Source organism: Paraburkholderia sp. EB58 (assembly GCF_050436665.1).
In the GTDB taxonomy this organism is placed as follows: Bacteria; Pseudomonadota; Gammaproteobacteria; order Burkholderiales; family Burkholderiaceae; genus Paraburkholderia.
In genome coordinates this window covers 138,355-159,234 of record NZ_JBNDMQ010000007.1, presented here as the reverse complement: position 1 = coordinate 159,234, position 20,880 = coordinate 138,355, and the positions used below count along the sequence as shown (strand labels likewise).

The window sequence follows — 20,880 nt, the reverse complement described above, 5'->3', positions numbered from 1 at the left end:
CGGCAGCGACCTGTTGTTGTTATTAAGGCGCGGCAGGCCCTTCCGTGTCAGGCGGGTGGCATATGGAAAGGTTTCGAAGCTATGCATGCAACGCGCCGGTCCGCCCCCACAAGGAGCGGACCGGCGCGTTGCGTTCGAATCAGCCGCCTTATATTGGACTTTTCAGGCCGGCATCTTGCGAAAAGCGATCGAGAAACGGTTCCAGCTGTTGATCGCCGCGATCAGCAAGGTCAAGTCGACCAGTTCCTCGTCGCTGAAATGCGGCTTGACGGCTTCCCAGATTGCGTCGGGCACATGCGTCTCTGACACCAGTGTGACGGCCTCGGTCCATTCGAGTGCAGCGCGCTCGCGCTCGGTGAAGAAGGGCGTTTCGCGCCACGCGACGACGGTGGCGAGCCGGCGTTCTGTTTCGCCGCCCTTGCGGGCGTCGGTCGTATGCATGTCCACGCAGAACGCGCAGCCGTTGATTTGCGAGGCGCGCAGACGCACCAGTTCAGCGAGCGATTTTTCGATGCCGCTCTTGCCGATACGTTCTTCCAGCGCGAGCATCGCTTTGATTGCGTGCGGACTGGCTTTGTAGAAGTCGAGACGCTGTTCCATGATTCCTTCCTCATTTTCGGTCGATGCGCCGGATGGCGCGACATGAGGAAGATTAGGCCTCTCAGTGGCTTTGTGAAATAGCCAATTTCTGGAATTTTCAGGGTACCGGTTGCTGGGGCGCGCGTCGTGGTGTCGCCGCAGGGCCCTCTGAGCATCAGGGGCGTTGCCGCCGGTTGTTGACGAAGCGCCAGAGCGCGCTCACCAGCAGCGAGCCGACACCGAGTCCGACACCAAGCAGCACGATCGAACTCATATGATCGCGCACCACCGGCACATTGCCGAACAGATATCCGGCCGCCACCAGCGACACGATCCACAGCGCAGCGCCTGCAACGACGAACGACGTGAAACGTGCGAACGTCATCCGCGAGACGCCCGCGACGAATGGCGCAAAAGTACGCACGACGGCGATGAACGGCGACAGCAGGAAGGTCAAGCCGCCGCGTGCCTCATAGAAGGCGTGCGCCTTTTGCAACGCGTGTTTGTCGAGCCAGCGATACTCGGCGGTGTAGACTTTCTCGCCGATCGCGCGGCCAATCACGAAGTTGACGATGCTGCCGGCCACCGTCGCCGCAAACAGCACGGGAATCACCAGCCAGATACTGAGCGCACCGGTGGCGGCGAACGCGCCGCAGATGAAGATCAGCGGATCGCCTGGCAGAAAGAAGAGCGGCAGGAAGCCAATTTCGACAAACACAATGGCAAACAGCATCGCGTAGACGGCCGTGCCATATTGCGCGATCAGGCTGCCGAGGTTTCGGTCGAAGTGCAGGGCGACCTGCAGCAGGTGCATCAGATTCATCGTGAGGTGGAGGAGGGCAGGTATCGGGAGTGTAACTTCCGGAGGGTGCCGGAGGCATGGCATTTCGATCTGCGGTGCGTCGTTGTGTGACGGAGGGCAGGCTGCGTGCCTATTCGTTTCGCCGCGGCGGTGTCAATATTCGAGCAGACTAGGGAATGCGCGCGGCGCATTGGGAGCGGGCATGGCCGGAATTGGCCGCTGCCGTCCCGTGAGGTTCGACGGAGATGTGATCGATTTGCATCGGAAGCTTATGCAGGACTCTTTTGCCATCACTTTTCGCTTTGCCGAACTGGACGAGATCGAGGCGGTGCGTGTGATCGAGTATGAAGCGGCGCAGCGCTTCGCGACGATCGGTATGACGGGCATTGCGGATGCCCAGCCGATGAAGGCGGACTTCGTGCGCCGCAAGATCGAGGCGTCCGAGATTATCGTTGCAGTGAATGACGCGGCGCGCTGCGTCGCGTTCGTCATGTTTGCGCCGTTGTCCACACGCTTCTATATTGAGGAGCTGGATGTGCTGACCGCCTGGGCTGGGCGGCGCATCGGTGCTGAGCTTATCGAACAAGTGGACTGGCTTGCACGCAAGGCAGGTGCGCAGCAACTGGTGTTGTCGACGTTTCGCGACGTGCCCTGGAATGCGCCGTACTATCGGCGGCTGGGCTTTAGCGTGATCGAGACCGCGCAGCTCGACGCGAAGTTGCGCGCCATTCGCGCGGCACATGTTGACCGTGGCCTCGACGAATCGAAACGCGTGTTTATGCGCCGCGAGGTTGCGGCAGCGCGCGCGTGATCTGTTTGGGCGCTTGGACTGCGAGGTCAATGACGCGACCAGGCGAGACCGAAGCGGGCTTCCAATAAAAACGCGGCGGCCACAACCGGAATGCTATCCGGTCGTGCCCGCCGCGAGTCTTGCCTGCTTTTGTGCGTTTTTTTGTGCGTCTTCGAGCCAGGCGTCTGCTTATTCCACCGTTTCCAGCGCCGGATAGTCGGTATAGCCGGCTTCACCTTCCGCATAGAACGTCGAAGGATTCGGCTCGTTCAGCGGCGCGTTCAGTTCGAAGCGGCGCGGCAGATCCGGATTGGCGATGAAGAGCTTGCCCCAGGCCACGGCATCGGCTTCGCCTGCGTCGAGAACTTTCTGCGCGGATTCCTTCGTGAATTTTTCGTTGGCGATGTATGGGCCGCCGAACGCCGCCTTCAACTGCGGGCCGAGGCGGTTGTCGCCGAGCGCTTCACGCGCGGCGATAAACGCGATTTTGCGCTTGCCGAGTTCGCGCGCGACATAGCCGAAGGTCGCGGCGGCATCTGAGTCGCCCATCGTATGTGCGTCCCCGCGCGGCGCGAGGTGCATGCCGACGCGATTCGCACCCCATACTTCGATACACGCATCCACCACTTCCAGCATCAGGCGGGCACGGTTTTCAATCGAACCGCCGTACGCGTCAGTACGATGGTTGGTGCTGTCCTGCAGGAACTGGTCGATCAGATAGCCGTTCGCGCCGTGCACTTGCACGCCGTCGAAACCGGCTGCCTTGGCATTCTCGGCACCCTTGCGATACGCGTCGACGATGCCCGGAATTTCGGCCAGTTCGAGCGCGCGCGGCGTCACAAAGGGACGTTCCGGACGCACGAGGCTCACGTGGCCTTGCGGTGCGATCGCGCTCGGCGCGACCGGCAGCTCGCCATTCAGGAAGATCGGATCCGAGATGCGGCCCACGTGCCACAACTGCAGGAAGATCGTGCCGCCGGCAGCATGCACGGCGCTGGTGACGAGCTTCCAGCCTTTTACCTGTTCCTGCGACCAGATGCCCGGCGTGGCGGCGTAGCCGACGCCTTGCGGCGTAACCGAGGTGGCTTCGCTGATGATCAGGCCGGCTGAGGCGCGCTCGGCGTAATACTTCGCCATCAGCGCGTTCGGCACGCGGACGTCGCCGGCGCGCTGACGCGTTAGCGGCGCCATGATGATGCGGTTCTGCAGCGTGAGATCGCCAATCTGAAGCGGGTCAAAAAGAGTCGGCATAAAGGGTCACCTTCCTGGCGGGCACAGTGCCCGCGACGATAAGAACAGCGTGATGAAAGAAGCGGGGCGAAGCAGACGCAAGCGTCAAAGGTCCGTGTTCATGTGCTCGAGAAACGCCTGGATGACGGGCTCGTTGCGTTTGAAAAACACCCACTGGCCAACCCGCTTCGACGTGACCAGACCGGCGCGCTGCAAGGCGGCCAGATGCACCGATACCGTGGACTGCGACAGCCCGCAGCATGCGTCGATCTTGCCGGCGCACACGCCGTGGTCGAGCGTCAGTTCCTGATCGCCGAAGTGCGCGTGCGGGTTCCTCAGCTTCGCCAGAATCTCGCGGCGGATAGGATTGGCGAGCGCCTTGTGGATCGCGTCGATGTCGATGGTCATCGGGTGAGTTTCGAGTTCATGAATCGCGGGCAGAGACAAAAGGCAACAGCGTGGCATCTGCATCGCAACGGAACGAATCATATATCGTATTTTTACGATATGCGATAAACCACTACTGGGGATGGGGTCGATAGAAGGAGAGTATGACGATGATCAATTTAGGCACGATCCGCAGGGCTCGGGGCTCCCGAAAGGATGCGCAAGAACGCAACTAACGGTCAACCCCGCCGAGCCTCTCCGAGTCCGCGCGAAACGTGCGTTGGAATAGAGAAGGTCAGCCGCCGCGTGAACCGCAGCAGCTACGCAGGTAAGCAGCAGCTAAGCCACTCAGCGCTTGCCGTCAAGCAGATCGCCGAGCAATTCATCGAAGGCAGCTTGCGCGTCTTCAAGTTCCTGCAGCGCGGCATCGAAGGTCTGCAGCGCGAATTGCGAGGGCCGTCCTTCGCCTTGCGGCGGAAATTGCGATTGCAGTGACGTGAAAGCTGACTGCACCCGCTGCGTGGCAGCCAGCACGCGCTCCATCGCGCGCGATTCTTCGGCTCGCGCCTGTTCGTGATCCATTGAAAAAACTCCGTTGTGCATCCGGTGCGGACATCGTGTCGCGCCGTATTGGTGACTATGCCATGACTGGTGCGCCTTGCACGCACCGGTCAGGGGATCAACTCAGCGGCAAGCCGCCATTGGCCTTCACTTCACGCAGCGACAGCGACGACTCGAGCGAGGTAACGCCCGGCAGGCTGCGCAATTCGTCGCGCAAGAAGGTGCCGAAGTCGTCGAGGTCGCGCGCGACGATCTGCAGGATGTAGTCGGCGCTGCCCGACACGTTGTGGCACGACAGGATGCGCGGTATGGCCAGCACTTCGCGCTCGAACCGGGTGGCCACTGCGCGGTCGTGCACCGCAAAGCGCACATAGACGAACGCGACGACGCCGTATCCAAGCGCTGAGCGCGACAGCACGGCGCGGTATTGATCGATGTAGCCGTCGTTCTCGAGGCGCTTCAGGCGGCGCGCACAAGGCGTTTCGCTCAGGCCTACAGTTTCCGCCAGGCGGGCGTTCGACATGCGTCCGTCACTCTGCAGCGCAGCGAGGATCGCGCGGTCGACTTTGTCGAGATCGTTCATCGTCAGGGGGACGCGCTATTAGGTATCAGAATCTTAGCGCATTCCCCTAACGCACAGCTATTTGCCCCGGCAATTCGCCAGAAAACCCTCACGCTTCGATAGCAAGATAGAGCCCTTATAGATATGAGGCTCACATGATTTCCGCGCATCTTCTGATCGTCTACATGGCTGCATTGTTCGTCGTCTACGCAGTGCCCGGCCCGGACATGGCCTTGCTAATGCAGACGAGCATCGCACGCGGCGCCCGTACCGGCTTCGCCACGGCCGGCGGCCTCGGCATCGCGCGAGCGACGCATGTGACCTTGTCGGCGTGCGGGATGGCGGCTTTGCTGCGCAGCGCGCCGTGGCTCTACGAAGTCGTTCGGTACGGCGGAGCGGTGTACCTGGGCTGGGTCGCCGTGCAGATCTTCCGCTCCCCGGTGTTTGCGTTGCCCGCAGGCGCCGCCGCGAGCGTCGAGACAAAGCCGTTGCGCGCCGCGTTCGTCAAGGGGCTGCTGACCAACCTGCTCAATCCCAAGGCGTTGCTGTTCTGTTCGGTGCTGCTGCCGCAGTTCGTTCGGCCCGAGGCCGGGCCGGTGGCATTGCAGATGGCCGAGCTTGGCGTCGTGCTGGTCGCGATCGGCGCGTGTTTCGATGCAACCTATGCAATCGGTGCTGCGCGCATTTCAAACTGGATGCGCGCTCATCCGCTCGCGCAAACGGTGCAGCGCTGGACCTTCTCCGCTGCCTTGATCGGCTTTGCGCTGCGCCTGTCGCTCGACTAGCCTCGCGTGGCCTTGTGCTTCTGGACGCCGCAGCACCGGCAAAGTGTTTGTGTTAATAAAGGCGATCGACGAGACGGCGTAAACTGCGCCGCTCGCTGCCGATCCTCAACCACACACACGACTTGTCGTCCATGAAGACTTTCCTGCTGTATGCCGTAACCGCCGTTGCCGAGATTCTTGGCTGCTATCTGCCCTGGCGTTGGCTGAAGGACGGCGGCTCCATATGGCTGCTGGTGCCCGGCGCGCTCAGTCTGGCCATCTTTGCCTGGTTGCTGACGCTGCATGGAACGGCAGCCGGCCGGGTATATGCGGCCTATGGCGGCGTCTACGTGGCCGTGGCGATCCTGTGGCTGTGGTGCGTCGAGCAGGTGCGCCCAACCCTCTGGGACCTGACCGGCGTTGCGTTCACGCTGGCTGGAATGGGGATCATTGCCTTCCAGCCGCGTGTTTGAGCGTGACTGCCTGAATCGCTGCCTGAGTGGCAACGTGAGCAGCTAACCGAGGCCGCTGCGTTTAACGGGCGCCGAGGTAATCCAGCTTGCCGAGCTCGACGCCGTTGTGGCGCAGGATGTCGTAGCTGGTCGTCACGTGGAAATAGAAGTTCGGCATCACGAACTGCAGCAGATAGCTGAGGCCGGTGAATTCGACCGGCCCGCTACGCATCTTCAGCGTGATCGAGCGTTCTTCCGAGCCGTCGATCTGCGCTGCATTAAATTCCTTCAGGTAATCAATCGTTTTCTGAATGCGTGCATGCAGGTCTTCGAACGTCACTTCGACGTCGTCGAACTTGGGCGGCTCGACGCCGGCGAGGCGCGCGGCGCAGCCTTTGGCGGTATCGGTGGTGATGTAGACCTGGCGCACGAGCGGCAGCATGTCAGGAAAGAGTCGGGCGCCGATAAACACGGACGGGTCGATCTGCTTTTCGGCAGCATGCGCCTCGGCCTTGCCGAGAATGGCTTGCAGGCTGGTCAGGCCGCGCACCAATACGGGCACGGACGCTTGATACATCGAAATGGACATGGAACGTTCCTCTGATTCACTCGGATTCTTCGACGCGCGTGCGCGTTCAGCGCAGGCGCCAATGCAACGGCTGGTTTGCCGCTGCAGCATCATAGCGCGACCTGCGTGACGCACACATGGACATTAGCCACATTAGCCATCCGGACAACTGTTGCCGATTCCGGAACTGTGTTCGAATGGATCTGTCGGACGGCTTGACGATGTCCTAGCAACCAGACTCCCGCGTAGGCGCCGCCGCGATGTCGTTGTACGAGTGGTACGGTTAGGCGCGTGCCCGCCGGGACTAACGCGCAGCCTCACGGCTGTGTATGAGGAGTATCGAAACAATGGCCAAGCATCTCCTGCAAGGAAGTGAGCGATCGGTAGCGGAAGGTTCAACACTGGTCGGAAATTGCAATCCGGCGGAACGCATTGAAGTGCATGTGGTCTTGCGCCGTCACGCACAGGCGCAGTTCGACGCGCTGCTCGGCAAAATCGAGGCGGGCGACCCGAGCGTCAAGCCTTTGTCGCGCGAAGCCTTTGCCAAGGAGTTCGGCGCGGCGGCGGAGGATATGACCAAGGTCAAAGCTTTCGCGGCGCAGTCCGGTCTGACGGTGGTGCGCGAAGATCCGGCCGCGCGCACCGTTGTGCTGGGCGGCACCATCGCGCAGTTCCAGGCGGCGTTCAACGTCGAACTTCACCATTACCAGCACCATTCGATCGGTCAGTATCGCGGCCGCACCGGCTCAATCAGCGTGCCTGATGATCTCTCGGGCATCGTGACGGCCGTGCTGGGGCTCGACAACCGGCCGCAGGCGCGTCCGCATTTCCGTATCCGCCCGCCGATTCATGCGTCAAAGGCGCCGCAGCCCACCTCGTTCACCCCGTTGCAAGTCGCGGCGCTCTATCAGTTCCCGCAAGGCGATGGTAGTGGCGAGTGCGTCGGCATTATCGAACTCGGCGGCGGCTATGAGACATCCGATCTCAATACCTATTTTTCGAGCCTTGGCGTGAGTTCGCCCACCGTGGTCGCGGTGGGTGTCGACAACGGCGCTAACGATCCCACCGGCGACGCGAACGGGGCGGACGGCGAGGTGACGCTCGATATCGAGGTGGTCGGGTCGATCGCGCCGGGCGCGAAAGTCGCGGTCTACTTCACCACGAACACCGATACGGGCTTCATCGACGCGGTCAGCACCGCGGTTCACGACTCCACCAACAAGCCATCGGTTATTTCGATCAGTTGGGGTGGCCCCGAGTCATCGTGGACGGCGCAGTCGCTGCAAGCCTTCAACAGCGTGCTGCAAGCCGCCGCCACCATGGGCGTGACGGTTTGCGTGGCCTCGGGCGACAGCGGTTCGAGTGACGGCTCCGGCAGCGGCAACGTGGTCGATTTTCCCGCCTCGAGCCCGTACGTGCTGGCCTGCGGTGGCACGCGGCTGACGGCGTCGGGCCAGACCATCACCAAGGAAGTGGTGTGGAACGACGGCACGCAGGGTGGCGCAACCGGCGGCGGCGTCAGCACCGCGTTTGCGGTGCCGACGTGGCAGAAGGGTCTGTCGTCCACCAATACCAAGGGCGTGAAAACGGCGCTCACCGGGCGTGGTGTGCCGGACGTGGCAGGCGACGCATCGCCGGACAGCGGCTACGACGTGCTGATCGACGGCTCGCAGACCGTGGTGGGCGGCACGAGCGCGGTGGCGCCGTTGTGGGCCGCGCTGATCGCCCGCATCAATGCGGCCAACAGTGCGCCGGTAGGCTTCGTCAATCCGAAGCTGTATGCCACGCCCAGTGCACTGCGCGACATCACGCAAGGCAACAACGGCGGTTTTGAGGCGTCGGCGGGATGGGACGCCTGTACAGGGCTTGGCAGCCCCAATGGTCAGAAAGTCGCGGCGGCACTATAGTCTTTAGTCTCGCGAGAGAGGCGTGCGGTGAACCCGCCGCCTCTTTGCGGTGTGCGGGTTTTGGTAGCAAGGCAAGGCAGGGTGGTTCGTGACAGAGACAGCGCCGTATAGGGCGCCTATATGACGTAAATGACGTAAAACGAATCCGATGGAGCGATCATGACGAACACCGAGTCAGGTTCCGGCAGTCCGCAGTCGTCTCACAATTCTCATGCTGCTCCCGCCGGGGCGGCCGCGAAGGCGGCGCACCCTGCCGGAGATCAGCCGTTCTTCGATCCCGTCGCATACGGTAACGGACCCGACGATTCCGTGACCGATGCGACGGAAAACGCCGCCATTACGAAGCACTCAATCGTGATCGGCGGCCGCAAGATTGCCTATACCGCGACAGCCGGCCATCTCGTGACGGTCGACTCGAGCAGTTCCGTATCCAACGCCAAGATGTTCTACGTGGCGTTCACGGCGGACAACCAGAAAGAAGAGACGCGACCCGTTACGTTTTTCTACAACGGCGGTCCGGGTTCGTCCTCGGTATTCGTGCTGCTCGGCTCGTTTGCGCCGCGCCGCATCAAGACGGCGATGCCGAGCTTTACGCCGCCCGCGCCGTATTCGCTGGAAGACAATCCCGACAGCCTGCTCGACGAGAGCGATCTGGTTTTTATCAATCCGGTCGGCACCGGCTATTCGGCGGCGATCGCACCGAGCAAGAACCGCGATTTCTGGGGCGTGGACCAGGACGCGACCTCGATCAAACAGTTCATCAAGCGCTTTCTGACCAAGAACAACCGCTGGAACTCGCCGAAATACCTCTATGGCGAGTCGTACGGCACCGCGCGTAGCTGCGTGCTGGCTTACCTGCTGCACGAGGACGGCGTCGATCTGAACGGCATCACGCTGCAATCGTCGATTCTCGACTACACCCAGTCGGGCAATCCGGTCGGCGCGTTGCCTACAGCTGCCGCGGATGCCTGGTACCACAAGAAGCTCGGCATCGCGCCCACCCCAACCGATCTCGGCGCGTTTGCCGAAGAAGTCGCCCAGTTCTCGCGCACCGACTACCTGGCTGCGTTGCGCAAGGTGCCGGCCACGGATTCGGCTACGGTCGAAAAGCTGAGCGAATACACCGGCATCGACAAGGCGACGCTGCTCGCGTGGAGCCTCGACATCGCCGGGTACGACAGCCGCGGCAACTCGCTGTTCCTGACCACGTTGCTGAAATCGAAGGGGCTCGCGCTCGGGGAATATGACGGCCGCGTGACCGCCATCGAAACGGGCATCGCGGGCAAGATCAATCCGAACTCCGGTGGCAACGATCCGACCATGACGGCGGTGACAGGCGTCTACACGACCATGTGGAACGTCTATCTGAACGAGCAGTTGCTCTACACGTCCAACTCGTCGTTCACCGATCTGAACGATCAGGCGTTCCAGTACTGGGACTTCAGCCACATCGATCCAACCGGCGCCCAGAAAGGCGTGGATGCGAAGGGCAACGTGATTCTCTACACCGCCGGCGACCTCGCGGCGGTTATGGCACTCAACGTGGATCTGAAGGTGCTGTCAGCGAACGGTTTTTTTGACTTCGTTACGCCGTTTTACCAGACCGTTCTCGACCTGCAGCAGATGCCGCTCGTGAGCCCGCAGGTACGTCAGAACCTCTCCGCGCGTTTCTATCCCTCGGGGCATATGGTCTATCTCGACGGCAACTCGCGCACGGCGCTGAAAGCGGATCTCGCGAAGATGTATGACGCAACCGTCTCCAACTCGGCCGCGTTGCTGCGCATCCGTGATTTGCAGGCCCGCAGGCCAAGCTAGGCGCCGTGCCCGGCGACGCGGCGCGTGAGGTGACGTGCCGCGTCAGGTGGTGACCAGGCTGGCGAGTCAGGCGAATAACTGCGCAGGGAAGGGTGCGGCAATTTGTTGCACCCTTCGACGTGCGGCAACGAAAGCATACGATGCAGCGGATCTTCCTTACTCGCACAACGCCTGGCGTCCGTGGCAGCAGCGTGCGCGGAAGGTGAATTTTCCTCGCCGAAGGTGAATGTGTTTTAATTGCCCTGCGAATTTAACCATTCCGCGTCAAGGCCTGGCGCGCTGAAGAATGAATCCAGGAAAGGCAGGCAGGCGTGGCGAAGCGCTACGCAGTAGAAAATCGGGCGCCGCGTGCGCCTTCAAACGGGCCTATCGCCGTGACGCAGCGCGGGTTGCGCGTATCGGCATCGTAGTGGTGTTCGGCGCGGTTGCCGGACTGCGTGCCGGCCACGCTGCCACGCAGAGCGCCGCAATCCTTGACGAGCGCGTCACCCAGCAGTCAATCGCCGACACGATCTGCCGTCCGGATTACGTCGACGCTGTTTCGCCGCCGTTCGACGTGATGATGGAGCACAAGCAACGTTTGCTCGCCGAGCGTGGTATTGGCGTGGACGAAGGCACCGACTACGCACTCGACCGGCGCGTGCCGGTCTTGCTAGGCGGCTCACCTGACGCGCCGGCCAATCTCGACCTGCTACCGTGGGCGGGCACCCGCGGGGAACGCCGCAAAGCGCGCTTCGTCGTGCACCTCAAACGTTGCGTCTGCGAAGGCAAGTTGAGCCTGAGCGATGCGCAAGCGGCCATAGTCGGCAACTGGTCCGCGGCTTACGCGGGATTTGGCCGGGACTCGTGCGATGCAAGCGGGGTCAACGTGGCTACCGGTAGCCACGATGAAGAACCCTGACATATCGGCATTGGCCGATCCCCTTTCATCCACGGGTATCGCCTGAAATGTTGCGGCGCCGCCAAAGAGTGCGGTTTAAGTATTTGTCTTCGTGGTTATTCAGGTACAGTGCATTAAGGGGTTTTTTCGAGACTGCCTGTTGCGGGCGTTATCCGTCAACAGATCATTTCGCTTTCCGGCATGGTTCGGTAAGCCATCTGGTGGCGGGATAGCTGGAATCGAAATTGCTCAAGACATCGTGTCGCATCGTATCCGCGGTCGATTCTGTCTATCCTGATAACAGGACGAAATTCGAAGGGGAGATTGAAATGATTGCCTTTTATCTGTCATTGGCTGCATTCGGCGCAGCTCTGATCACCGGTGCCGCTGCCATCGCGGAAGCCAGAAGGCGCGCTAGCCTCCAGCCTGTTCGCATCCGCAGCACGGACCGCCGCAGGCGCTAAGGCATTGCGAATATGAACCTGTTCGTCAGGAATATCGCCGAATCGTGCTCCGAGCAGGAGGTACGCGAGTTTCTCGAGCATGAACTGGGTCACTACGCGAAGAGCGTGACGGTCCACGAGATCGGCACGCCCAAGGCGTATGCCACAGTCGAACTGGAGACGGACGGACCGTACGTCGGCGAAGTGATCGCGCGGCAGTTGCAGGGCAAGCATCTGGGCGGCATTCCGCTCACCGCCAGCAGCGAGTTGTTCGACGAGGAAGATCCGCCGCCTCGCTGAGCGATCCGTTGTACGCGTTTTCCAGTCGGCGGCTAGACAGGCATATGCCGTGTCGCTGTCGCCACTTCACCGTTGCGCACTTCGTGGTGCGCATTGCGCGTTTACGACTGCGCTGGCCAGTCGAATGGCGTGTACGGCAGGGCACGTTTGTGACGCGTGCTTTCATAGAACCGCAGCACCGTCTCGCGGGCCGCCGGCGTGACCGCCTTACCCTCCAGAAAATCATCGATGTCATCGTACGGGATGCCATACGCATCCTCGTCAGGACGTTGCGGACGCAACATTTCCAGGTCCGCCGTGGGAACCTTGTGCGCAATGGCGTCGGAGGCGCCCAACGCCCGCGCGATGGCGCGTACCCGCCGCTTGTTGAGCCCCGCGAGCGGCAGAATGTCCGCGCCACCGTCGCCGAATTTGGTGAAGAAGCCCATGACCGACTCGGCCGCATGGTCGGTGCCGATCACGACCCCGGCGCGCGCTCCCGCTACCGCGTACTGCGCAATCATGCGTTGCCGTGCCTTGATATTGCCATGCACGAAGTCCTGCTGCGTCGCATCGGCGAACGGCACGCCAGCCGCGGTCAATGATGCGAGCATCGCGTCGGCCGCAGGCTTCACGTTGATACTGAGGTTTTCGTCGGCGCGGATGAAGGCGAGCGCCTGCTGCGCATCCGCTTCGTCCTGCTGGACTCCATAAGGCAGGCGCACCGCGACGAACCGCGCTTCGCAGTGCTCCGCGCGCAAGCGTTCGACCGCAAGCTGCGCGAGACGCCCCGCCGTGGTCGAATCGACGCCGCCGCTAATGCCGAGCACGTACGTCTTCAGGCCGCTCGCGCGCAGGTAGTCCGCGAGGAACGTGATGCGCCGCTCGATCTCCCGCTCTGCGACGAAATCTTCCGTGACGTGCATTTCCGCAGCAATGCGCCGTTGGCGCTCGGCCGGATCGTCTTGTGTCATGTTGTTCCTTTGCAAGTGTGCGGGTTGCTCGACGAGGGCAGGCAGGCTGAACATTCATCCAGGCGCCAACGTTGGCTATTTTGCCGCTTATACCGTCCATCTGCAGCGGTCGGTTTAGCGGCGGAGTTTTGGTTTAGATTCAGTCCGGTTGTCGATTTAAATGCGCGAGCGAAACGACACATAAATGTCGAAAACTCAAAATATAACCGGCTGCAGTCGGGCAGATCGGTGATTTACAGAAACGGATGCGCTGAGTACTATCGTGTCCATCTGCATGTTGAATAAACTGCTTGACGGTCAATGATAGGCAGGTTTTCCCAAACACACGATGAACCACAAGAAACGGCTTGACCCGCCTGTGAAACGCAGAATGATCCATTGCACTGGAGTTAATCGGAGCTCTGCCAACTGGGCGCTATGCGTTGGAAATATAAGCCGTACGTTGGGCGCCGTATTATTCTCGCTGTCTTTCAGTCTCGCTTTTGGTGCAGGGGCGCAGAAGAGCGTGCCCCCGCCGCCGGTCGATATCACAGCCTCCGCCGTCGCGGCCCCGGACGCAGCGGGCGTGGTCGATCCACATCGGGCGCTGTTGTTGCGCGCCGTGTTTGCCCGCGACGTCACGCGCCGTCTGAAGGTGCCGGCAGCGGTCCAGCAGGAGTACGGCGAACGGCTCGAGGCGGCGCTTGCCCAAAATCAACTCGGCAATCTGTCGGGCGAATATGTCGTGCTTGTCGATCGGAGCGCCAACGTTCAGGCGCTCTTCATCTATTTTCGTCCGGCGCCGTCCGACAGGTGGGTGATGATCGGCGCGTCGCCGGTGGCAACGGGAAGGCCGGGCGAGTTCGACCACTTCGTTACACCGCTCGGCGTGTTCGAACATACCCCTGACAATATGGATTACCGCGCCGAAGGCACGATGAATCAGAACGGCATTCGTGGCTACGGCAAGCGCGACATGCGGATCTTCGATCTCGGGTGGGCGCAAGGCGAACGTGGCTGGGGCAAGGGCGGCATGTCGCAGATGCGCTTCCAGATGCATGCCACGGATCCCGACAAGCTCGAACCGCTGCTCGGCATTCGCCATTCGAAAGGGTGTGTGCGCATTCCCGCGTCGCTCAATGTCTTCCTCGACCACTACGGCATTCTCGACGCGGAGTATGAGGCGCTAGCCGAGTCAGGCCAGTCGCTGTGGGTACTGCATAGCGATCGCCAGGTGACGCCGTGGGCAGGGCGCTACATCGTCGTCGTGGACTCCGAACGCAAGACGCGCCCTTCGTGGTCGCCGGCGCCGGGGAGCAAGGCCCGTGCGAGTGTACCGGCCGGCGGGGATACGGCGGATTGAGCGGGATGATATGCGCGACGCATACCAACTTCATCCTCATCGCTGAGGAGAAAAAAACGCCAGCTTGCGCTGGCGTGAAAAGTTCTGGCTTTTCCGAGGGCCGCCAGAACCTGAGAGAGGGTATCGAGCAACAGACGGTTAAGCGCGTCTGTTACAGGCGCTGTCGAACTCTGTCAAACGAACAGCGAGCCCGCCAATAATACTTTGAAATCGCCTCATCATTTTTCTTTTGTGTTCGTTTGGGTGCGAACGGGACCGTAGACGCCCATCCACGACCTGTCAGACCTCACAGGTATCGCGCGTGCAATAGATATTATAAATATACTGCGCGCGTCTTAAAGGGCGCTTTCGGGCGGCTAGGTCAGCCCGGTTGCGATTGCTTTAACGATCGTCCCGCTATAACGAAAGGTACAGCCCCGATGACACTCCCTCCGTTGCTCTTTCACTGCTCATCGTCTGATGGCTATGTGCGTGTTCCCGAGGTCATGTTGACCCGGTTGACGCTGGTCCATGTCTCTTCGGGCATCGACGAGGGGCTGTTGGCGGATTTACGCGCCGATGCGATTGATGCTCTCGATGCTGGCTATACAGAATGGCAAGGCGCAATCCACCCATTAACTTCGCAAGTATCGGTTGGTTGGGATTGGTATATCGATGGCACGTCAGGCGCGTTCATGATCGCCTGGGGCGACGTGAGAAGCAATCTCATGGCCGTTGATGGTTCATGCACCGACCTTGGAATGGTGCGCACCGCACGGGCGCTGGCGCACAGGCTCACGGGTTTGAACTGGTCGAATCCGGTCTCGGCCACCGTCGCACTCGGCTTGAAGGGGAGGCATCCCACGCTTTCCTCTTTTCAACGACAGTAAGCCTGGCAGTGGCAATGCAAACATTTAAAACACTTCATCGCTTATTTAAAGCCAAAAGAAGTTCGCTTTTTGCAATCCTGAATTGATGGTGTGGCTGAATATATCGGCGAATGAAAACATCGCTTCATAACGCCCTGTCAAATCTATCAGTTACTGCACAACCCCGTGCGCGCTGTAATGCGTTCGTTAAAAAGCGACCAGGGGTGCACCATGCAGACTTTCATTCACGACGATGGACGGTTGCCTGAGGCTGTAGATAATGCGCTTGCGCAGTATCGGCATGAAGTATTCGTCAAGCAGTTGGGGTGGCGCTTGCCGATGGCAGACGATGAATTCGAACGTGACCAATACGACCGTGACGACACGGTTTATGTGGTCGGACGTGACGAAGCCGGTTCGATTTGTGGTTGCGCGAGGCTTTTGCCGACCACGCAGCCTTATCTGTTGAAAGAACTATTTCCATTTCTGCTCGCCGAGGGAATGCCGGCGCCCGAGTCAACTGACGTATGGGAACTCTCCCGATTCGCTGCCAGCCCGATTGCCGGAGATCCGGCGGCAGGTGACAATTTCACGTGGTTCTTTCGCCCAATGCTGGCGTCGGTCGTGAGCTGTGCTGCCCGGCTGGGCGCGCGCCAGATTATCGGCGTGACCTACCTCAGCATGGAGCGCTTATTCCGGCGCATCGGCGTGCATGCGCACCGGGCCGGACCGGCGCAATGCATCGACGGCAGAATGGTGGTTGCCTGCTGGATCGATATCGACAGTCAGACGCTTTCGGCACTCGGTGTGGATGTCACGCATGACACGGCTCGAGCGCGGATCGGGGCCTCCAGTCGACGCGTGGCTGACCCGATGACTTCGATCGATTCGATCTACGCGGAAGGCGTTGATGCATCGGGGCATGCCGTCGCAAGTTGCTGAATTATCGCCCGGACGAATGCACGGCGTTATAGGTGTCGATCGGGCGAATCAGGCTTGGGTTCGCTCGTAGTCGTGCAAAACGCACGACTTTGGCCCCTCGAGCACCAATCCGGTACATCCTGAGACGGTGCGCAGGTCAACCGGGCACGGGTGCTCTCTGTCTGTATTCGCCTGTTCCTGCAAATCCGGCAATCGTATCCAGCGATTTCTGCCAACAACAACCTCAACACGGCCACCGCCCGATTTTCGGCCCGGAAGTCGCTATTTATCGCACGCTTGCTCAGTGCATCACTGAGCGCCACTGGATAAAGCGATGCGACTCAAGAAGATACCTACGACTGTTGTCACCGGATTTCTCGGCGCCGGCAAGACGACTCTGGTGAACCACATCCTCGCTGCGACAAGACCCATGCAGATCGGCATTGTGGTCAACGAATACGGCGAGGTTGGCATTGACGGCCAGCTGATTGTCGCTGAAGAGGACGCCGTCATTGAGATCAACAATGGATGCGTATGCTGCACCGTACGCACAGACCTGGTGTCAAGTGTCAATGAGCTTTTAGAGCGCTACGGGGACAGGTTGGAGCGCCTGATCGTCGAAACATCCGGACTCGCCGACCCGGCGCCGGTCCTTCAGACCTTTCTCGCCGACCCTGACATCCGCGATCGCGTCGAGCTTGAATCGGTCGTCGCTGTGGTCGACGCCTGTCACGCGAAGGCGCAGCTCGACGATGACATCGCACGTGAGCAGGTCGTGTTCGCGGACCGGATCATCATTAACAAGTCCGATGTCGCGTCGCGCGCCGATGTCACTGCACTCGTCGAGCTCATCCGCTCGCTCAACCCATCCGCATCAATCGACGTTTCGCATCAGTCTGCGGTGGATGTCAACACGTTACTTGGCGTCCGGAGCTTCTCGCTTGACAACCTGCTGTCTGTCGAACCCGGCCTTCTCGACGACGGCGAGCACGACCACGAGCATGACAGTTCGATCGCCTCGTGTGCGTTCATCGTTCCCGGATCTCTGGACGCGGGGCGCTTCAACCGTTGGATTAACCAGCTTGTGCAGTCACAGGGCCAAAGCCTGTTACGCATGAAAGGTGTGCTCAGTCTGAATGGCGAGGCGCGACGCCTGCATTTTCACAGCGTGCATATGCTCCTCGACTCCCGCTTCGGAAAACCGTGGTCTGGCGAGGCGCGCGACAGCAAGTTCGTAGTGATTGGCCGCAATCTGGACGAAGCGCAACTCCGGAACGGTCTGCTTAGTTGTACTAGCTAGTCTTTCAACGAAAACCGCCATCGAATCCGAATTCCTTAAGGAGCATACGATGAAAAAGTCTGAGGCCTACACCATTAGCATTGGTCTTCTCGCGGTATTGGACACCTGGATCACCGGCACTGTGTTCCCGGTTCCGGTTTGGGTGACCTTTATCGCATGGGCGTCGTTCTTCGTTCTCGGCGCGGGACCGGGGGGCTTTGTAAAGAGCGTTGCCTCGAATCTGGCCGGGCTCGCGATTAGTTCCCTGACATTGCTGGGCATCGCAACCATGAGCAATACCGCATTCGGAATTGCGGTGCTTGTCGGCATTGGAAGTGCAGCAATGGTTCAGGCGTCAAAGATAAAGCTGCTGGATGTCCTTCCTGCGATCGTGTGGGGTTTCGCATCGACAGTCGGGACAACGGTCGCTTCCGGCAAATCGATCACGATGATCGGCCTCGGTAACCCGGCCCTGGCGGCTGCGGCAGCATTGGTCCTGGGTGGAGTGTTCGGATTCGCTTCGGAGATTTTGGGCGATGCGCTTTGCCATAAGCGCGAAGCGAAGCTCGGCTGACATCAGGTTTTTCTTTCTCGGAGCATAAAGTGAAGCTACAACACCACCTAGGCGGTCTCGAGAATCTCGGGCCGGTCAACCTTGAAACGCGAGTATTCGTCGAAGACTGGGAGAAACGCATATTTGGAATCCACACTGTAATGATGGCGGAGAGCGCACACCTGTCCGACGCGCTAGCTCGCTACCCGGTCAAGGAACTGCCTACGACATTCAGGAATGACTGGACGTGGGCTTCGCTACGGACCGGCGCAGAAGACATGCAACCTTTCGAGTACTTCAAGTTCCGCTACTACGAGAAGTGGCTGGGTGGAATCTCGCAGTTCTTCATCGATCAGGGTTATATCACGAGCGACGAACTGAATGAGAAGATCGGCTACTACCGTTCGAACCCGGAGGCGGAACTTCCCGCCAGGCCGAACGAGGCCATCGGCAAACAGATCGATGCGTACCTTAAGCAGGGGGACTCGGGTTATCACCCACTTCCGACGCCGGCCCGCTTCTCGGTTGGCGACACTGTCCGTATCGCCGATCCGGAGGCTGTTGACCATACGAGACTGCCCGGTTACCTCCGGAACAAGCCTGGAATGATCGATCTTGTCTACCCCGGGGCATTCAACTACTTCGTTTCGACAGGTGTCGATGGAATTGGCGATCCGATGCCCGTCTATCGTGTCGCTTTCAAGCCTGCAGACATCTGGGGGGAGGGCAAGAGCGAAGTCAACAGCACGATCTACGCCGACCTCTACGAAGCGTACGTGCAACCCGCCAATTGAACATAGTGAGTGACCGAGGATGACTGATCTATTCCAGTTTGATAAGGATCGCGAAGCGTCAAGCGCCGCCAAAGTCAGAGCGCTTGAGGCCCTTCTGATTGAAAAGGGTGTGCTCGGAAGCGATTCTGTGGACGCGGTGTTGCAACACTTCGAGACGATGGCAGGTCCGTTCAACGGCGCAAAAATCGTTGCACGGGCATGGGTCGATCCTGACTACAAAAAGCGACTCGTCGCGGATACACCAAAGGCGATTGCCGAACTGGATTTACCTGTCGGCATGACGGGTGCCGAAGGTGAACACATGGCAGCCGTTGCAAACGATGAGGACGTTCATAACCTCATTATTTGTACGCTGTGCTCATGTTATCCGTGGCCGGTTCTCGGCTTACCTCCCTACTGGTACAAGGATCCGGTTTTCAGGGCGAGGGGCGTGCGTGAACCGCGCGCAGTGTTGCGTGAGTTCGGCATTACGGTTCCGGAAACCAAGGAAGTCAAGGTGTGGGACAGCAGCGCGCAGATTCGCTGGTTCGTGGTGCCCGAGCGGCCGGCGAACACGGAAGGCTTTAGCGAGGAGCAACTCGCGAGTCTCGTTACGCCCGAGTCGATGATGGGCGTGGCGCTGGTTGCCGCGCCGGCGCCCTAGGAGAAATTCATGTTTACGCGCTTCGAGGAATATGCGGCGGCCTCCATGCTTGGCGAAGCAGATTCGCCGCCGCGTCTCGACGGAAAGCTGTTCTTTTCAAATCGTTGGGAACGTGACGTCTTCGGGCTCGCGTTGTCTCTGTCGAAGGCAGGCTGCTTCGAGTGGGAGGATTTTCGGCAGTCGTTGATCGCGGCCATCGGCAGATGGGAGGCCGCCGAGTGCGGAACTCAACCGCGCTGGGACTACTACGAGCGGTTTCTCGAGGCACTGCTCGATGTTGTCGAGGCAAGCGGAGTCCTGTCTACGAACGAACTAGCAGAAGTCATGATCGCGCGACGTCCCGCCGGGCACGTGGCGCACCCGAATTCAAGTAGCCTGGAACACTAGTCATTCAATCAAAGGACGCCCTCATGAATACTGCATCCATCACGCACGGCGCTGGCGAGTCCACGCGCGGAAAGGTCGTGTCAATGTACGCGACACTTGCCTTGATCAACCTGTTGGCGTGGACATGGGCGTGGCTTGTCCTTCGTTCCTCGCCCGCACTGTTGGGAACGGCTTTCCTTGCTTATAGCTTCGGGCTGCGGCATGCGATGGACGCTGACCATATTGCTGCAATCGACAATGTCACACGTAAGCTGATGAGTGACGGAAAGCGTCCCGTTAGTGTGGGTTTCTTCTTTGCGCTCGGGCATTCGCTGACGGTGGTGGTGGGTGCGGCTGCAGTTGCATTGGCAACAAAAGCTCTGACGCATCGCTTTGAAGTCTTCCAGGAAACGGGCGCAGCCATTGGCAATTTTGTGTCTGCGGCCTTTCTTGTCACCATCGGCGTGGTGAACATCGTTCTGCTTTGGGACATTTTTCGTGCGTTCAAGCGTGCTCAAAGCGGCGCCCCGCTCCATGACAGCGATCTTCGACTGACACAGTTCGAGGGCAACTTCCTTGCGCGGCTCTTCAAGCCGCTGTTCCGGCTCATCCGGTCGAGCTGGCTGATGTTTCCTCTGGGTATTCTGTTCGGGCTGGGCTTTGAGACGGCAACCGAAATTGCCCTGATGGGGACCTCGGCATCGCAGGCGTCGGCTGGTTTTTCGATGTGGACCATTCTCGCGTTCCCGTGTCTGTTCGCAGCCGGGATGATCACGATCGATACAACCGACGGGATCCTGATGCTCGGTGCCTACGGGTGGGCGTTTGTTAAGCCGCTTCGTAAGCTCTACTACAATCTGACGATTACTTTGTTGTCCACCACTGTCGCACTGATGCTGGGAGGTGTGGAGGCGCTTGGACTTGTTAGCCAGGCGTTTAGTTTTTCAGGCAGTTTCTGGCGCTTCATCGACATGGTTAACGACAACTTCAATCTGCTCGGCTTCTGCATCGTAGGCATCTTTATTGTCGGATGGCTCGCTTCCGGATTGGTCTATAAACTGAAAGGATACGAGCGGGAAGCCGCTTCCGCATAGCGCATGTTTGGCACGCTACCCGATGATCTGAAGGTCCGCACCAGGTG

General features: G+C 60.1%; 23 protein-coding genes and 1 pseudogene. 16 read left to right on the top strand and 8 right to left on the bottom strand.

Annotated elements, in window-relative coordinates; all coding sequences use genetic code 11:
- Nucleotides 1-162: 162 nt before the first annotated feature.
- A complete protein-coding gene (locus P3T40_RS12830) occupies nt 163-600 on the bottom strand; it encodes a carboxymuconolactone decarboxylase family protein (protein WP_429268067.1) in 438 nt (145 codons plus the stop codon).
- A 154-nt stretch (nt 601-754) separates the two neighbouring features.
- Nucleotides 755-1,402, bottom strand: a complete 648-nt coding sequence (locus P3T40_RS12825) for a VTT domain-containing protein (RefSeq protein WP_429268066.1) — start codon at nt 1,400-1,402, stop codon at nt 755-757.
- 250 nt (nt 1,403-1,652) lie between these two features.
- Here P3T40_RS12825 and P3T40_RS12820 point away from each other — a divergent pair, with 250 nt between their 5' ends.
- The gene (locus P3T40_RS12820) at nt 1,653-2,192 is read left to right on the top strand and encodes a GNAT family N-acetyltransferase (RefSeq protein WP_429268065.1); all 540 of its coding nucleotides are present in this window, start codon (nt 1,653-1,655) and stop codon (nt 2,190-2,192) included.
- Between the two features lie 168 nt (nt 2,193-2,360).
- Here the strand turns inward: P3T40_RS12820 and P3T40_RS12815 are convergent, their stop codons facing one another.
- From P3T40_RS12815 to P3T40_RS12800, 4 genes are all read right to left on the bottom strand, one after another.
- Nucleotides 2,361-3,422 carry an alkene reductase gene (locus P3T40_RS12815; protein WP_429268064.1) on the bottom strand — a complete coding sequence of 354 codons (1,062 nt, stop codon included), beginning with the start codon at nt 3,420-3,422 and terminating at the stop codon, nt 2,361-2,363.
- A gap of 84 nt (nt 3,423-3,506) precedes the next feature.
- Complete coding sequence (locus P3T40_RS12810) at nt 3,507-3,809, bottom strand: ArsR/SmtB family transcription factor (protein ID WP_429268063.1); 303 nt, start codon at nt 3,807-3,809, stop codon at nt 3,507-3,509.
- Between the two features lie 327 nt (nt 3,810-4,136).
- Nucleotides 4,137-4,370, bottom strand: coding sequence for a hypothetical protein (locus tag P3T40_RS12805; RefSeq protein ID WP_429268062.1), 234 nt, complete (start codon nt 4,368-4,370; stop codon nt 4,137-4,139).
- A 97-nt stretch (nt 4,371-4,467) separates the two neighbouring features.
- On the bottom strand, nt 4,468-4,932 hold the full coding sequence (locus P3T40_RS12800; RefSeq protein ID WP_429268061.1) for an Lrp/AsnC family transcriptional regulator: 465 nt from the start codon (nt 4,930-4,932) through the stop codon (nt 4,468-4,470).
- Nucleotides 4,933-5,066: 134 nt separating this feature from the next.
- On the opposite strand from P3T40_RS12800, the gene P3T40_RS12795 reads away from it, so the two are divergent.
- Nucleotides 5,067-5,696, top strand: a complete 630-nt coding sequence (locus tag P3T40_RS12795; RefSeq protein ID WP_429268060.1) for a LysE family translocator — start codon at nt 5,067-5,069, stop codon at nt 5,694-5,696.
- 131 nt (nt 5,697-5,827) lie between these two features.
- On the top strand, nt 5,828-6,148 hold the full coding sequence (locus tag P3T40_RS12790; protein ID WP_429268059.1) for a YnfA family protein: 321 nt from the start codon (nt 5,828-5,830) through the stop codon (nt 6,146-6,148).
- A 61-nt stretch (nt 6,149-6,209) separates the two neighbouring features.
- Here P3T40_RS12790 and P3T40_RS12785 read toward each other — a convergent pair whose 3' ends face one another.
- On the bottom strand, nt 6,210-6,716 hold the full coding sequence (locus P3T40_RS12785) for a DUF1993 domain-containing protein (RefSeq protein ID WP_429268058.1): 507 nt from the start codon (nt 6,714-6,716) through the stop codon (nt 6,210-6,212).
- A 326-nt stretch (nt 6,717-7,042) separates the two neighbouring features.
- Here P3T40_RS12785 and P3T40_RS12780 point away from each other — a divergent pair, with 326 nt between their 5' ends.
- From P3T40_RS12780 to P3T40_RS12765, 4 genes are all read left to right on the top strand, one after another.
- Nucleotides 7,043-8,602: a S53 family peptidase gene (locus P3T40_RS12780; protein ID WP_429268057.1), complete on the top strand. Its 1,560-nt coding sequence runs from the start codon at nt 7,043-7,045 to the stop codon at nt 8,600-8,602.
- 159 nt (nt 8,603-8,761) lie between these two features.
- Nucleotides 8,762-10,417 carry a S10 family peptidase gene (locus P3T40_RS12775; protein WP_429268056.1) on the top strand — a complete coding sequence of 552 codons (1,656 nt, stop codon included), beginning with the start codon at nt 8,762-8,764 and terminating at the stop codon, nt 10,415-10,417.
- A gap of 286 nt (nt 10,418-10,703) precedes the next feature.
- Nucleotides 10,704-11,318 carry a hypothetical protein gene (locus tag P3T40_RS12770; RefSeq protein WP_429268055.1) on the top strand — a complete coding sequence of 205 codons (615 nt, stop codon included), beginning with the start codon at nt 10,704-10,706 and terminating at the stop codon, nt 11,316-11,318.
- 455 nt (nt 11,319-11,773) lie between these two features.
- A complete protein-coding gene (locus P3T40_RS12765; RefSeq protein WP_429268054.1) occupies nt 11,774-12,040 on the top strand; it encodes an RNA recognition motif domain-containing protein in 267 nt (88 codons plus the stop codon).
- Between the two features lie 101 nt (nt 12,041-12,141).
- On the opposite strand, the gene nadE is transcribed toward P3T40_RS12765, so the two are convergent.
- Nucleotides 12,142-12,993, bottom strand: a complete 852-nt coding sequence (gene nadE / locus P3T40_RS12760; RefSeq protein WP_429268053.1) for an ammonia-dependent NAD(+) synthetase — start codon at nt 12,991-12,993, stop codon at nt 12,142-12,144.
- A gap of 370 nt (nt 12,994-13,363) precedes the next feature.
- Between nadE and P3T40_RS12755 the strand changes: the two genes are divergently transcribed.
- From P3T40_RS12755 to P3T40_RS12715, 9 genes and pseudogenes are all read left to right on the top strand, one after another.
- Nucleotides 13,364-14,335, top strand: a complete 972-nt coding sequence (locus tag P3T40_RS12755) for a L,D-transpeptidase (RefSeq protein WP_429268052.1) — start codon at nt 13,364-13,366, stop codon at nt 14,333-14,335.
- A 419-nt stretch (nt 14,336-14,754) separates the two neighbouring features.
- The gene (locus P3T40_RS12750; protein ID WP_429268051.1) at nt 14,755-15,204 is read left to right on the top strand and encodes a DUF4902 domain-containing protein; all 450 of its coding nucleotides are present in this window, start codon (nt 14,755-14,757) and stop codon (nt 15,202-15,204) included.
- Between the two features lie 210 nt (nt 15,205-15,414).
- A pseudogene (locus P3T40_RS12745) lies at nt 15,415-15,996 on the top strand (acyl-homoserine-lactone synthase); the annotation flags it as partial.
- A 442-nt stretch (nt 15,997-16,438) separates the two neighbouring features.
- Nucleotides 16,439-17,404: a CobW family GTP-binding protein gene (locus tag P3T40_RS12740; RefSeq protein ID WP_429268050.1), complete on the top strand. Its 966-nt coding sequence runs from the start codon at nt 16,439-16,441 to the stop codon at nt 17,402-17,404.
- Between the two features lie 49 nt (nt 17,405-17,453).
- Nucleotides 17,454-17,957 (top strand): DUF1097 domain-containing protein, encoded by a 504-nt coding sequence (locus tag P3T40_RS12735; RefSeq protein WP_429268049.1) that lies wholly within the window; start codon nt 17,454-17,456, stop codon nt 17,955-17,957.
- A 29-nt stretch (nt 17,958-17,986) separates the two neighbouring features.
- Nucleotides 17,987-18,730, top strand: a complete 744-nt coding sequence (nthB, locus tag P3T40_RS12730; RefSeq protein ID WP_429268048.1) for a nitrile hydratase subunit beta — start codon at nt 17,987-17,989, stop codon at nt 18,728-18,730.
- A gap of 19 nt (nt 18,731-18,749) precedes the next feature.
- The gene (gene nthA, locus P3T40_RS12725; protein ID WP_429268047.1) at nt 18,750-19,373 is read left to right on the top strand and encodes a nitrile hydratase subunit alpha; all 624 of its coding nucleotides are present in this window, start codon (nt 18,750-18,752) and stop codon (nt 19,371-19,373) included.
- 9 nt (nt 19,374-19,382) lie between these two features.
- The gene (locus P3T40_RS12720) at nt 19,383-19,760 is read left to right on the top strand and encodes a nitrile hydratase accessory protein (RefSeq protein ID WP_429268046.1); all 378 of its coding nucleotides are present in this window, start codon (nt 19,383-19,385) and stop codon (nt 19,758-19,760) included.
- Nucleotides 19,761-19,783: 23 nt separating this feature from the next.
- Nucleotides 19,784-20,833: a HoxN/HupN/NixA family nickel/cobalt transporter gene (locus tag P3T40_RS12715; RefSeq protein ID WP_429268045.1), complete on the top strand. Its 1,050-nt coding sequence runs from the start codon at nt 19,784-19,786 to the stop codon at nt 20,831-20,833.
- Nucleotides 20,834-20,880 lie beyond the last annotated feature (47 nt).